The organism is Caulobacter vibrioides (genome assembly GCF_002310375.3).
Classification (GTDB): Bacteria; Pseudomonadota; Alphaproteobacteria; order Caulobacterales; family Caulobacteraceae; genus Caulobacter; species Caulobacter vibrioides_D.
Genome location: NZ_CP023315.3, coordinates 85,430 through 99,315 on the forward strand (window position 1 = coordinate 85,430; position 13,886 = coordinate 99,315).

General features: G+C 67.7%; 8 protein-coding genes, 1 pseudogene and 1 riboswitch. Of the genes and pseudogenes, 4 read left to right on the forward strand and 5 right to left on the reverse strand.

The window, feature by feature from the left end; translation table 11 throughout:
* Nucleotides 1–28: 28 nt before the first annotated feature.
* Complete coding sequence (locus tag CA606_RS00410; RefSeq protein ID WP_096052902.1) at nucleotides 29–670, forward strand: S24 family peptidase; 642 nt, start codon at nucleotides 29–31, stop codon at nucleotides 668–670.
* A 31-nt stretch (nucleotides 671–701) separates the two neighbouring features.
* Here the strand turns inward: CA606_RS00410 and CA606_RS00415 are convergent, their stop codons facing one another.
* The 3 genes from CA606_RS00415 to pgm form a co-directional block, all read right to left on the reverse strand.
* Complete coding sequence (locus tag CA606_RS00415; RefSeq protein WP_096052901.1) at nucleotides 702–911, reverse strand: hypothetical protein; 210 nt, start codon at nucleotides 909–911, stop codon at nucleotides 702–704.
* 287 nt (nucleotides 912–1,198) lie between these two features.
* Entirely contained in the window at nucleotides 1,199–2,857 is a 1,659-nt protein-coding gene (locus CA606_RS00420; protein WP_096052900.1) for a lysine--tRNA ligase, read from the reverse strand.
* A gap of 193 nt (nucleotides 2,858–3,050) precedes the next feature.
* Nucleotides 3,051–4,691 (reverse strand): phosphoglucomutase (alpha-D-glucose-1,6-bisphosphate-dependent), encoded by a 1,641-nt coding sequence (gene pgm / locus CA606_RS00425; protein ID WP_181242714.1) that lies wholly within the window; start codon nucleotides 4,689–4,691, stop codon nucleotides 3,051–3,053.
* 132 nt (nucleotides 4,692–4,823) lie between these two features.
* On the opposite strand from pgm, the pseudogene CA606_RS00430 reads away from it, so the two are divergent.
* The 3 genes and pseudogenes from CA606_RS00430 to CA606_RS00440 form a co-directional block, all read left to right on the forward strand.
* Nucleotides 4,824–4,920, forward strand: a pseudogene (locus tag CA606_RS00430) (hypothetical protein); the annotation flags it as partial.
* A 109-nt stretch (nucleotides 4,921–5,029) separates the two neighbouring features.
* Nucleotides 5,030–5,110: riboswitch (ZMP/ZTP riboswitch) on the forward strand.
* A 25-nt stretch (nucleotides 5,111–5,135) separates the two neighbouring features.
* Complete coding sequence (gene purH / locus CA606_RS00435; RefSeq protein WP_096052898.1) at nucleotides 5,136–6,725, forward strand: bifunctional phosphoribosylaminoimidazolecarboxamide formyltransferase/IMP cyclohydrolase; 1,590 nt, start codon at nucleotides 5,136–5,138, stop codon at nucleotides 6,723–6,725.
* Between the two features lie 121 nt (nucleotides 6,726–6,846).
* The gene (locus CA606_RS00440) at nucleotides 6,847–7,596 is read left to right on the forward strand and encodes a dienelactone hydrolase family protein (RefSeq protein WP_096052897.1); all 750 of its coding nucleotides are present in this window, start codon (nucleotides 6,847–6,849) and stop codon (nucleotides 7,594–7,596) included.
* On the opposite strand, the gene CA606_RS00445 is transcribed toward CA606_RS00440, so the two are convergent.
* Both CA606_RS00445 and CA606_RS00450 read right to left on the reverse strand, forming a co-directional pair.
* Entirely contained in the window at nucleotides 7,593–8,795 is a 1,203-nt protein-coding gene (locus CA606_RS00445; protein ID WP_096052896.1) for a DUF418 domain-containing protein, read from the reverse strand. The two genes, CA606_RS00440 and CA606_RS00445, sit on opposite strands and share 4 nt — an antisense overlap.
* Nucleotides 8,796–8,910: 115 nt before the next feature.
* A complete protein-coding gene (locus CA606_RS00450) occupies nucleotides 8,911–13,737 on the reverse strand; it encodes an NAD-glutamate dehydrogenase (RefSeq protein ID WP_096052895.1) in 4,827 nt (1,608 codons plus the stop codon).
* Nucleotides 13,738–13,886 lie beyond the last annotated feature (149 nt).

Genomic DNA, 13,886 nt, shown 5'->3' on the forward strand with positions numbered 1-13,886 from the left:
CCGGGAAGGCCGATTGGAGGAGGAGCCGATGGCGACCCTGTCTCACGGCGAAATCTGGCGCGCGATCGACGCCTTGGCCGAGCGCTTCGATATGACGCCGTCGGCCATGGCCAAGATGGCGGGCCTGGACCCCACCAGCTTCAACCGCTCCAAGCGCGGCTCGGCCGAGACCGGTCACGCGCGCTGGCCGTCGACCGAAAGCCTGTCGAAACTGCTTGAGGCGACGGGGGTCAACTTTTCGGAGTTCGCCGCCCTGACCGAGCGTGCGCCGGTCCGAACGCCCGGCCGAAAGGGCGCGCCGCTGATCGACCTGGCCCAGGCGGGTCAGAACGGCTTCTTCGATGAGGCGGGCATGCCGGTCGGCGCGGGCTGGGACGAGGCGCCGGCGCCGGATCTGGGCGAGGGCCTGTTCGCCCTGGAGGTGACGGGCGATGAGCTCGCGCCGGTCTATCGCGACGGCGACCGACTGTTGGTCTCGCCCACCCTGGAGCCGCGCAAGGGCGACCGCGTCGTGGCGCGCACCCACGGCGGTGAGGTTCTGGTGCGGGAGCTGGGCCGGGTCACCGCGCGGAGCATCGAGCTCTTGGCGCTGGATCGCGTGAGCGGCGAGCGCCTGCTGTCACGCGACGAGATGGCCTGGATCGCGCGGATCGTCTGGGTCAGCCAGTAGGCCGACCCTAAGGATCCTGCGCTGCGACGGATCAGGTGCGCGGGCAGCTGGCGTGGCTGTCGAGAAGCCAGGCGATCAGCGGGCCGGCGGCCGGATCAGCGCACGACACGTCGACGCGATAGGAGTTCCAGGTGTCATTGTGCGCGGCCTCGACCTGGGCGTCGGGGAACTGTTGCACGATGCCGCCGAGCAGGGAGTCGAATTCTTCGCGATCGGTCGGGCGCAGGGTGAAGGAAGCCATGGGACGAAACCTTGAGGACTAATCTTGGTTCTGATGGTTCCAGCCTAGACTCCGAAACGTGGGCATACCCTTAATCCCGGCTTCAGGCGGTGTTCATCCTCGCGGACACGGTGTCGCAGGTCGCGCGGATTCACCGGGCGCGACACATGCCACGCGCCCTTCTCCCCTTGAGGGAGAAGGTGGCGAAGCCGACGGATGAGGGTTTGAAAGGCCTGTCCGGATAGCGAGCGCCACCCCTCACCCGGCCCTTCGGGCCACCCTCTCCCGCAAGGGGAGAGGAATATGGATCAGCCCAGCTTTTCTTCGATCAGCGCCACCGTGCGGTCGATCCCGAAGATCGCCGCGAACGAGCCGAAACGCGGGCCCTGGCTCTGGCCCAACAGCACTTCGTACAGGGCCTGGAACCAGGCGCGCAGCGGGTCGAAGCCGTGGGTTTTGCCGACCTCGAACACCTCGTTCTGGATCAGCTCGGCGTCCTGGGTTCCGGCCGGCATGGCCTTCAGCTTGGCCAGCAGGTCCAGCATGGCCGCGCGCTCCTGATCGGTCGGGGCGCGGAACACCTTCGAGGGCTTCACGAAGTCCTCGTAGTAGTTGATCGCGTAGCCGGCCAGGCGGTCCAGCAGCGGCTGGCTTTCGGGCGACGCCCCCGGGATGTAGCGCGACAGGAAGCCCCAGAGGATTTCCTTGGTCGAGGCGTCGGCGGCGGAAACCAGATTCAGCATCAGGCTGAACGACACCGGCGAGCCCTGCTGCGGCGGCTTGCCGCCGTGGATGTGCCAGACCGGGTTGTCCAGCTGCTTGGCCGGCTCCTGGCGGCCAAAGCCGTCCAGCTGCTGCAGATACTCGTCGCTCGCCTTGGGGATGACGTCGAAATAGAGCTTCTTGGCCGACTTGGGGCTCTGGAACATGTAGTACGACAGGCTCTCGGGCGCGCCATACCGCAGCCAGTCCTCCATCGACAGGCCATTACCCTTGGACTTGGAGATCTTCTGGTTGTTCTCGTCCAGGAAGAGCTCGTAGTTGAAGCCCTCCGGCGGAACCCCGCCCAGCGCCTTGCAGATCGCGCCCGAGGCCTTGACCGAGTCGATCAGGTCCTTGCCGCTCATCTCGTAGTCGACACCCAGCGCCGTCCAGCGCATGGCCCAGTCGGGCTTCCACTGCATCTTTACGTGGCCGCCGGTGACCGGAACCTCGACCTTGCTGCCGTCCTCGTCCTCAAAGACGATCGTGCCCTTTTCGACGTTGCGCTCCAGGGTCGGGACCTGCAGCACCTTGCCGGTGGACGGACTGATGGGCAGGAACGGCGAATAGGTCGCGCGGCGCTCCTCGCCCAGCGTCGGCAGCATCACCTTCTGGATCGCGTCGAAGCGCTCGAGCGCCGTCAGCAGGGTCGCGTCGAACAGGCCGCCCTTGTAGCAGTCGGTCGAGCTGACGAACTCGTACTCAAAGCCAAAGCCGTCCAGGAACGCGCGCAGGCGGGCGTTGTTGTGGGCGCCGAAGCTGTCATGGGTGCCGAACGGGTCGCGGACCACGGTCAGCGGCTTGCCCAGATCCTCGATCAGCGGCTGCTTGTTCTCGATATTGTCGGGAACCTTGCGCAGGCCGTCCATGTCGTCGCTGAAGGCGATCAGGCGGGTGGGGATGGCTTCGTCGGTCAGGGCGCGGAACGCCTGGCGCACCATGGTCGTGCGCGCCACTTCACCGAAGGTGCCCAGGTGCGGCAGGCCCGACGGCCCATAGCCGGTCTCGAAGATCACCGCCTTGGCCAGGGCCGGATAGGCTTTCACCGCCTCGTCGGTCTTGCCGGCGTCGATCAGGGCCTTGGCGGCCTCCTGGTCGGCGCGGTCGGGGAGGCGCACGCGCAGGACGCGGGCGATCGTGGCGCGCGCCTGCTCGAAGGGCCAGGAGCGGGCGTCACGGGCGAGGGGGGAGAGGCCTTCAAACATGCGGGGCGGTATAAGCGCTGACGCGGCGAAGGGCTAGGGTGGCGGTCGTCGCAAGCTGGACATCTCCATCACCGTGTCATCCCGGCCGCAGCGGAGCGCCGGGACCCAGGGGTGGCGGGAACGCCGCGCTTGCGGCCCCTGGGTCCCGGATAGCCTCTGCGAGGCTTCCGGGATGACACGGGCGTTGAGCTGATCAGCCCTTCAACGCACCCGCCACCACCTCGCGAGCCTCGGCCTGAACCTGCTTCAGGTGATCAGCGCCCAGGAATGACTCCGCATAGACCTTGTAGACGTCTTCGGTCCCGGACGGCCGGGCGGCGAACCAGGCGTTCTGCGTGCAGACCTTCAGGCCGCCGATCGCCTCGCCATTGCCGGGGGCGGCGGTGAGGATGTCGGTGATGGCCTCGCCGGCCAAGGTCTTGGCCGAGACGTCGCTGGGGCTGAGCTTGGAGAGGCGCGCCTTCTCCTCGCGGCTGGCCGGGGCGTCGACGCGGGCATAGGCCGGCGCGCCGTACTGTTCGGTCAGACCGGCGTAGAGCTGGCTGGCGCTCTTGCCGGTCACCGCCTGGATTTCGGCCGCTAGCAAGGCCAGCTGGATGCCGTCCTTGTCGGTGGTCCACACCCCGCCGTCATGGCGCAGGAAGGCCGCGCCCGCCGACTCCTCGCCGCCGAAGCCGACCGAGCCATCCAAGAGGCCGGGCACGAAATACTTGAAGCCGACCGGCACCTCCAGCAGGCGGCGGCCGAGTCCTGAGACCACGCGATCGATCATCGAGGACGAGACCAGGGTCTTGCCGACGGCCGTGTCCGCGCCCCAGCCGGGACGGTGGCTGAACAGGTACGAGATGGCCGCGGCCAGGTAGTGGTTGGGGTTCATCAGCCCGCCGTCGGGCGTGACGATCCCGTGGCGGTCGGCGTCGGCGTCGTTGCCGGTGGCGACATCATAGGTCGCGCCGCCCTTCATGATCTCGATCAGATTGGCCATGGCCGACGAGGACGAGCAGTCCATCCGGATCTTGCCGTCGGTGTCGAGCGGCATGAACGCCCAGCGGGGGTCCACGGCGTCGTTGACGACGGTCAGGTCCAGAGCGTGGCGCTCGGCGATCGCGCCCCAATAGGCGACGGCCGCGCCGCCCAGCGGATCGGCGCCGATCCGCACCTTGGCGGCGCGGATCGCGGCGATGTCGATCACCGCCGGCAGGTCGTCGACATAGCGGCCCAGGAAGTCGTAGTCGCCGACGGCCTTGCGGGCGGTCTCGAACGGAACGCGCTTCACGCCGGCCAGGCCCTGCGCCAGCAGCTCATTGGCGCTTGCGGCGATGGCCGAGGTGGCGTCGGAGCCCGCCGGACCGCCAGAGGGCGGGTTGTACTTGATGCCGCCATCGCGGGGCGGGTTGTGCGATGGCGTCAGCAGCAGGCCGTCCGCCTGGCGGCCGCCTTGCTGGTTATGGGTCAGGATGGCGTGCGACACCCCCGGGGTCGGGGTGAAGCCGTCGCGGGAGTCGACCAGGGCCTCGACGCCGTTGGCCGCCAGCACCTCCAGCACCGAGCGCCAGGCGGGCTCGGACAGGCCATGGGTATCGCGGCCGACGAACAACGGCCCGGTCACGCCCTGGGCGGCGCGATATTCGACGATCGCCTGGGTGACGGCCAGGATGTGCGCCTCGTTGAACGCGCCGTCGAGGCTGGAGCCCCGGTGCCCCGAGGTGCCGAACACGACCTTCTGGGCGGGATTGGAGACGTCTGGCTTGATCTCGAAATAGGCGCTGATCAGCGCGTCCAGATCGACAAGATCTTCGGGAAGAGCGCGAAGGCCGGCGCGGTCGTGCATCAAGTCACCAGATAGAGTTTTGATGAGGTTTGGACGTCTGAAGACCTATAGGGGGTGAAAGACAATTTCACGAACTATTCCGTGTCTGTTTCTGCCATTTTGGATGATTTTCCAGCGCCGCAGCCCCCCACCTGACCTGCTTCGCAGGTCGTCCGCCCCCGGGAGGGGGCGGAAGGGACGCGCGCCCGGCCTTCTTCCCCCTCCGGGGGAGGAGCGCGCAGCGCGGAGGGGGCAAGTAACCGGCTTTCGCTCAGCAGCCACCCCATCGCCCGCCCTTTCCCCATCAAGGGGAAGGGAGAAATCGACGACATTGACTCCCCCGCCCGCCCCCGTATTTTCCGCCGCGTTCGCGTGACTGGCGCTAGTGATGGGGAACCATCGGGGAGCGTGGACATCATAAGCCGCGCGCCTGGGCTCCCTTTCTGAAACACACCAGAGGAGTCCGCCGTGCCCGCCGCCCCCGACTATCCGTCCGCCCCCGATCTCGTCGCGCCCAAGCGCGCCCTGCTGTCGGTCTCCGACAAGACTGGCCTGGTCGAGGCCGCCAAGACCCTGCACGCGGCCGGCGTCGAGCTGGTTTCGACCGGCGGCACCAAGGCCGCGATCGCTGCGGCCGGGATCCCGGTGAAGGACGTCTCGGACCTGACGGGCTTCCCCGAGATGATGGACGGCCGCGTGAAGACCCTGCACCCGGTGGTGCACGGCGGGCTTCTCGGCGTTCGGGATGCGCCCGAACATGCGCAAGCCATGGCCGACCACGGCATCGGCGGCATCGATATTCTGTACGTGAACCTCTATCCGTTCGAGGCGACCGTCGCGAAGGGCGGCAGCTACGCCGAGTGCGTCGAGAACATCGACATCGGCGGCCCGGCCATGATCCGCTCGGCGGCCAAGAACCACGGCTATGTCGCCGTCTGCACCGATCCGGCCGACCTCGCCGAGGTGCTGGAAGCCCTGAAGGCCGGCGGGACGACCCTGGCTTTGCGCCAGCAGCTCGCGGCCCGCGCCTATGCCCGCACGGCGGCCTATGACGCGGCGATCTCGGCCTGGTTCGCAGAAGCCCTGGGCCAGGACTTCCCGGCCCGCAAGTCGATCGCCGGGACCTTGCGCCAGACCATGCGCTATGGCGAGAACCCGCACCAGAAGGCGGCTTTCTACACCTTCCCCAATCCGCGTCCGGGCGTGGCCACGGCCACCCAGCTGCAGGGCAAGGAACTCAGCTACAACAACATCAACGATACCGACGCGGCCTTCGAGCTGATCGCCGAGTTCGACCCTGCCCAAGGGCCGGCGGTGGCGATCATCAAGCACGCCAATCCCTGCGGCGTGGCGGTCGGCGCCACCCAGCGCGAGGCCTATGAGCGGGCCCTGGCCTGCGATCCGACCTCAGCCTTCGGCGGCATTGTGGCGGTCAATTCGCGCCTGACCCGCGAGGCGGCCGAGGCCATGGTCGAGATCTTCACCGAGGTGGTCATCGCCCCCGAGGCCGACGAGGACGCCGTCGCCGTCTTCGCGGCCAAGAAGAACCTGCGCCTCTTGGTCACCGGCGGCCTGCCCGATGCGCTGTCGACCGGCGACACCTTCAAGAGCGTGGCCGGCGGCTTCCTGGTGCAGTCGCGCGATGACGCCCGCATCAAGGCTTCGGACCTGAAGATCGTCACCCAGCGCCAGCCGACCGACGAGGAAGTGCGCGACATGCTGTTCGCCTTCACCGTGGGCAAGCACGTCAAGTCCAACGCCATCGTCTACGCCCGCGCCGGCCAGACCCTGGGCGTCGGGGCCGGCCAGATGAACCGCAAGGACAGCGCCCGGATCGCGGCCCTGCGCGCCGCCGATTTTGGCCTGGACCTCAAGGGCTGCGCCTGCGCCTCGGAAGCCTTCTTCCCGTTCGCGGACGGTCTCATCCAGGCGGCCGAGGCGGGGGCCACGGCGATCATCCAGCCGGGCGGCTCGATGCGCGATCCGGAGGTCATCGAGGCGGCCGATAAGCTTGGCCTTACAATGGCCTTCACGGGTGTGCGAGTGTTCCGCCACTAGAGCATCGTGCGGAAAAGTGGGAACCGATTTTCCGCAAAAACGATGCAAAAACAGAAAGCTAGAGCGAGATGTGCGATTCATGAATCGCGCATTTCGCACTAGATGATCCGATGAGGGACGAATGGACAGCGCCGCCTGGGGTGAAAAGGTCGCCAAGCACTCGCGGGTGTTCAAGCCTGCGGGTCCCGGCCCCTTCCCGGTCGCGCTGATCCTGCACGGCTGCGGCGGCAAGACGCCGTTCCTCGAGGAGTACGCTCGGGTGGCCGTCCAGGCCGGCTGGGCGGCCGTGGTGGTCGACTCGCTGAAGCCGCGGGGCATGTCGACCCTCGACGCCAAGCTGTTCGTCTGCACGGGCGTGGCGCTGCACGGGCTCAAGCGCGCGGCCGATGTCTTCGCCATGCTGACCTGGCTGGAGACCCAAGGCTGGGCCGACGCCAGCCGTGTCTTCCTCGCCGGCTGGAGCCATGGCGGCTGGACGATCATGGACAGCTACGCCGTTGGGAACAGCGCCGCACGGGGCACGACCCTGGTCGACGCCGATCCCGCCAAGCTGCGCAAGCGGGTCAGGGGAGCGCTGCTCGTCTACCCCTACGCCGGCTATGGATCGCTGACCGCGTCGCGCGGCTGGGGCGAGGGCGCTCCCCCCGTGTGGTCGGTGCTGGCGGGCAAGGACCAGGTGGTCGGCTGGAAGGCCCCGGCGAAGGCGCTGGACCGGCTAGCGGCCGATGGGCTCAAGGTCGATCGCGTCTTCCACGCCGACGCCACCCACGCCTTCGACGACGACCGCGCCAACGATCCTCGGGCGCGCTACCGCCCGGACCTCTTCCAGGCGGTGCAGGGCTATTTCGTGAGGGCGCTCGGCAGCTGTTAAGCCGTGACCGCCGGCCTCGGGCGGCGCAACGGCGTCGGGCCGCGATACAGGCGCCGCCACAGCCATTCCAGCGGGCCCATCGCGAAGCGGTCCATCCACCAGCGCGACCACAGGATCTGGACGATCCAGATCCCGATCGTGATGGCCGCCAAGCCGGGCCGGTCGACCTCGCCGTGCAGGTTCAGGCCACGCCCGCCGTAAAAGAGGGCGGTCATGATCAGCGACTGGGTCAGATAGTTCGTGAACGCCATCTGCCCGACCGGCGCCAGGGCTCTTGGAATCACGCTCCAGAAGCTCTTGGAGCGGGCGGCGAAGACCATCAGGCTGACATAGGCCAGGGTCGATAGCGGCGCGGTGGCCATCTGGACCGTCATCGCCACCATGCTCATCGGACGCGACAGATCCTGCGCCATGAACTGGACGAAGACCAAGCCCACCCCTGCCAGGGCCAGCAGGCCGATGACCAGCAGGATCACATAGGTCCGCGTCCGCGCCTCGCCGGTGAACAGCCCCAGCTTGAAGCAGGCCAGGCCGATCATCATCAGGCTGGCGGTCATCAGGAAGATGATCGGCTCGTTGGGCAGCAGGACGAGGCGATCCTTGGCGTTCTGGACCAGCGACTGCAGGAAGGTCCCGCTGTACTGGATCTCGGCCAGCCCGGCCTTGGCGATCTGGGCGCTGGCCGCCGCGCCCGCCTGGGCGCTTTCGCTGGGCGCCAGCATCATCGCCGCAGCCCCGGCGGTCATCAGCAGCGAGAAGGCGACCCAGACGCCGACCCCGGTCCAGAGCAGGCGCTTGGGGCTCCACGAGCGCGCGAACATCACCGCAAAGCCGGCCAGGGCGTAGCTCAGCAGCACGTCGCCGTACCAGATGGCAAAGCCGTGCAGCACGCCGAACAGCACCATCCAGGACAGGCGCTTGCGCAGGGTCGATCCCCGCTCCTTGTCGGTCCGCTCGCCGCCCACCAGGAAGATCGAGACGCCGAACAGCATCGCGAACAGGGTCACGAACTTCCGCTGGAACAGCCACTGTGTCACGAACCAGACGCCCAGCGTGTCCGGACCCGTCCCGTGCGGCCAGGATTTCACCGACTCGGCGATCCCCGGCGGCACGGCGAAATCCGGCGCGTTGCACAGCAGAATGCCCAGCACCCCGAGACCCCGCAGGGAATCGAGCAGCACGATGCGATCCTTGGTCATGAGCGCCCCCTCGGGGGGACCCTGCGCCTTTACGGCCTGATCGACAACCAAGGCGCGGCGCGGTGGCGGGGTCAGCGGGCTTCCCACTTGCGTAGGAAGCCCGCGACGCCCAGCCTTAAGCCGCGCTGGAAAGCTCGCGCAGGGCCGCGTTGGCGATCGTCAGCTTGGCGAAGGTCCAGCCACCGCCGGCCTGTTCGATGTCCTCGATCGTGCGCTTGACGGCGCGCGGACGATCCCCGCGCAGGGCGGCCCAGGACGAGATGGCGGCCTTGGCGGCGCCTTCGTCCTCGCCGGCCTGGGCGTTGGCGGCGAATTTCAGCACCTGCTGGGTGATCGAGGTCTGCTCGGTCAGCATATCCTCGATCAAGCGACGCACGGCCAGGCGCTCGAAGGCGTCGCCGCCCACGAACGAGCCTGCCGCGCCGCGCAGGCGGTCGAAGCCGAACGCCGCGCCGACCTGATGGTAGAGGCGCGCGACATTCTCGACGCTCCAGCTGGAGGCGTTGGCGAGATCGACAAGGTCGGCCGCCGTCGTCAGCGGTTGCAAGGCGGCGACGCTCAGGGCCAGCGTTTCCGGCGCGCCGTCCGCGACATAGGCCTTCACCCGCTTGGACACCGCCTTCTGCTCGAAGGGCGACAGGATCGCCGGGGCCAGGGTCTTGAGCGCGGCGACCGACGGGCCATAGGCCTCAACCAGGGCCTGGACGTTGGCGGCGTCGCGCTGGGCGCGGCGCGCCAGCCAGAAGGTCAGGCTGCGCAGGGCGTAGGCCAGCGCCTTGTAGAGCGCGGTCTGGCCCTCGGCTGAAGCCTTGTTGTCCAGGCCGTTGACCTGAGCCCACAGGCCGTCGATTCCGAGGATCTCGCGGGCGGCGGTGAAGCCCACCACCACGGCGTTGACGTCGGCGCCGGCGGCCGCCTTCAGGCGGCTGACGAAGGTTGGGCCGCACATGTTGACCATCTGGTTGCCGACCACGGTGGCGATGATCTCGCGCTTCAGCCGGTGCTTCTGCATGGCGTCGGCGTACTGATCCAGCGCCTTGGGGAAGTAGCCGCGCAGGGTGCGCTCGAACCAGGGATCATCGGGCGACTGGCTGGCGACGATCTCGTCGAACAGATCAAGCTTGCCGTAGGCCAGCAGGACCGCCAGCTCAGGACGGGTCAGGCCACGGCCCGCCGCTTTGCGCTCCAGAAGCGTCGTATTCGTCGGCAGACCCTCGACCCGGCGATCCAGCCGGCCGCGCTGTTCCAGATCGACCATGTAGCGGATCTGCGCGTCGACCTCACTGACCGCGTCGCTTTCCAGCAGCGTCAGCGCCAGGGTCTGATCGTAGTTGTGCTCAAGCACGTGGTGGGCCACGTCATCGGTCATCGAGGCCAGCAGCGTGTTGCGGCTTTCGCGATCCAGCTGTCCGCCGCGTTCCAGGATCCCGGTCAGGATCTTGATATTGACCTCGTGGTCAGAGCTGTCGACGCCGGCCGAGTTGTCGATGGCGTCGGTGTTGATGTGGCCGCCAGCTTGAGCGAACTCGATGCGGCCGGCCTGGGTCAGGCCCAGGTTCGCGCCCTCGCCGACGACCTTTACGCGAAGGTCAGAGCCATTGATCCGGATAGAGTCATTGGCCTTGTCGCCGGCGTCGGCGTTGGTTTCGCCCTTGGCCTTCACATAGGTGCCGATGCCGCCGAGATACAGAAGCTCGGCCTTCGACTTCAGGATCGCCGTCATCAGCTCGGCGGGAGACACGGCCTCGGCCTTGATCTCCAGCAGGGCGCGAACCTCGGCCGAGAGCGGGATGCTCTTCAGGCTGCGGGCGAAGACGCCGCCGCCGGCCGAAATCTTCGACTTGTCGTAGTCCTCCCACGACGAGCGCGGCAGCTTGAACATCCGGTCACGCTCGACCCACGAGACGGCGGGATCCGGGTTCGGGTCGAGGAAGATGTGGCGGTGGTCGAAGGCGGCCAAGAGCTTGGTCTGCTTGGACAGCAGCATGCCGTTACCGAACACGTCGCCGGACATGTCGCCGACGCCCACGACGGTGAAGGTCTCGGTCTGGATGTCCTTGCCCAGCTCGCGGAAGTGACGCTTGACCGCTTCCCAGGCGCCGCGGGCGGTGATGCCCATCACCTTGTGGTCGTAGCCGACCGAGCCGCCCGAGGCGAAGGCGTCGCCCAGCCAGAAGCCGTAGCTTTCGGCCACGCCGTTGGCGATGTCGGAGAAGGTCGCCGTGCCCTTGTCGGCGGCGACGACCAGATACGGATCCTGGGCGTCGTGGGCGACGACCGACGGCGGCGGCACGACCTGGTTGTCGGCGTCGATATTGTCGGTCAGGTCCAGCAGACCCGACAGGAAGGTCTTGTAGGCGCGGATCGCCTCGGCCTGGATGGCGTCGCGATCACCGCCGCGGGGCAGTTGCTTCGGATAGAAGCCGCCCTTGGAGCCGACCGGCACGATGACGGCGTTCTTGACCTGCTGCGCCTTAACCAGGCCCAACACTTCGGTGCGGAAGTCGTCGCGACGATCCGACCAACGCAGGCCGCCACGGGCGACCGGGCCGAAGCGCAGGTGGACGCCCTCGACGTGCGGCGCGGAGACGTAGATCTCACGATAGGGCTTGGGCGCCGGCAGGTCTTCCAGCTCGCGCGAGGCGATCTTGAAGCTGATATAGGACTTGGGCGCGCCATCAGCGCCGAGCTGGTAGAAATTGGTGCGCTGGATTGCGCCGACCAGCGCGGCCAGACGGCGAAGCACGCGGTCGGCGTCCAGGCTTTCGACAGCCTGCAGGGCTTCGACGATGTTGGCCTGGACGGCCTTGGCCTGCTCCTGGCGGGTCTTCAGATCAACGCGGATCGCCGGGTCGAACTTGGTCTGGAAGAGATCCAGGATCAGCCGCGCAACGCCGGGGTGATCCGACAGAGCTTGCTCCTGCACGCCCTGGCTGGGGTCCAGACCCGACTGCTGGCGATAGCGCGCCAGGGCGCGGATCAGCGCAGCCTCGCGCCAGCCGACGCCCAGTTCCAGCACCAGGCGGTTGAAGCCGTCGCTCTCGGCGCGACCGGTCCAGATGGCGACGAAGGCGGCCTCGAAGGCCTGCTTGACGTCGGCGAAGATCAGATGCTCCCCGGCCTCGTCACGCATGACGAACTCATGGACCCAGACCGGCTGGCCGTCGGGCGAGACCTTGAAGCCCTCCTCGATCAGGGCCTTGAGGCCCATGTGCTCGAGGATCGGCAGGACGTCGGCCAGCGGTGCGGCCGCGCCGGGACGATAGAGCTTGAAGCGGAACGTGACGGCGCTGTCGTCCTCGCGACGGAAGGCGCGGACCCTGACCGCCTCATCTTCGCGGAGGTCGTCGATCACCTCGATGTCCGCCAGGGCTTCGGTGGCGTCGTACTGATCGCGGTAGCCCGGCGGGAAGGCGCCGGCGTAGCGGGCCAGGAGGTGGGCGACACGTCCGGACTGCCCCTCGCGGATGACGGCCTCGAAGCGGTCGTCCCAGGTGCGCGCGGTCTCGGCGATCGCAGCCTCGACGGTAGCGAGGTCCGGCTCGGCGTGGTCCCCGGGGGTGACGCCCAGAATATAGTGCACCCGGGCGAGCGGGGCGTCGGAGAAGCTTGGATAGTAGGCCGACACGCGGCCCTGGAACGCTTCGGCCAGGATCTGGCCGGCGCGGGCGCGCACGCCCGAGTCATAGCGATCGCGCGGCACGAACATCAGCACCGAGATGAAGCGATCGAACGGATCGCGGCGGGCGAATAGCTTCACGCGGGGCCGGTCGTAGAGGTGCAAGACGCCCAGCGCCATCGCCAGCAGCTGGTCTTCCTCGGTCTGGAACAGCTCATCGCGCGGCCAGGTCTCGAGGATGTTGCGCAGGCGCTTACCGTTGTGGCTGTCAGGATCCTTGCCGGCGCGCGAGAGCACGTTCCCCACCTTGCGGCGGATAAGCGGGACCGCATTGGCCGGAGTCTCGTAGGCCTCTGCGGTGAAGAGGCCCACGAAGCGGACCTCTCCCGACGGCTTGCCGTCCGCGCCGTAACGGCGGACGCCGACATAGTCCATGTAGCCGCGGCGGTGGACGCGTGAGCGCAGGTTCGACTTGGCGACGACGATCGGGTCGCCGATGTCGATATGCGTGCGGATCTGGGCGGAAAGGATCGCCGGCTCGTTACCACGGCGCAGCACCGTGCGCCCCTGATCGCGCAACACGCCGAGGCTGTCTTCGGGCTGATACAGCGGCTCCTCGGCCGCGTAGCCGCCATCGTCTGCGCGGGGATATTCATAGACGCGTGCGCCCAGGAAGACGAAGTGATCGCCCTCAAGCCAATCCAGGAACGCCATGTCTTCGGTCTTCTCGTCGCCGGACACGGGGGCTGACGCGCTCTTCAGCTCCTCGATCGTCCGGCGCATCAGGCCACGCATGGCCTCGAAGTCCTGAACGGCCATGGCGACGTCGGAAAGAACCTCGCGGACGGCCTGTATCAGCGTCGCCTCGCGATCCTCGCCCACGGGCGCCAGCCAGATCTGGATCATCGAGCGACGAACGCCGCCGCAGTCGGACACGGGGTGGAACATGGCGCGGACCGAGAACCCGGCCTCGGTCACCTCGCCCATGATGCTGTCGACCAGGAACGGACGGTCCAGTTGGACGATCTCAAGCAGGTCGGAAGGCGTTTCGCCGCCCTCGGCGCGCCGGATTCGGATAGCGGGTTGCGAGACATCCTTGGCCGCTTCGCCAAAGCGCCAGAACTCGGCGAGGGCGCGGGCGACATCAGCGCCGTCCAGGCCGGGAAGCTCTTCGGCGGACCAATCGTCCTGGGCTTGCGAGGCGAAATCGAACGCGGCCGAAGGCAGGCTCTCGACCGTCGCGCCCAAGGCCTCTGCGAAGGCGGTTACCAGCGGACTGATCGGGGCCCCAGCGGACTTGAGGTCATTTTTTGCACCGACCATGGGAGTTCCTCGCGAATTTTTGGCCGCAACCTAGCCGCTTTGGGCCCTACTTCAACCGATACGTCGGAAATTGGAAACAAATCGTGCCGTTTCTGGACGCAAACTGCGAAAACGGAAGCGCCGCCGGCTGGGGGGAGCCGACGGCGCGG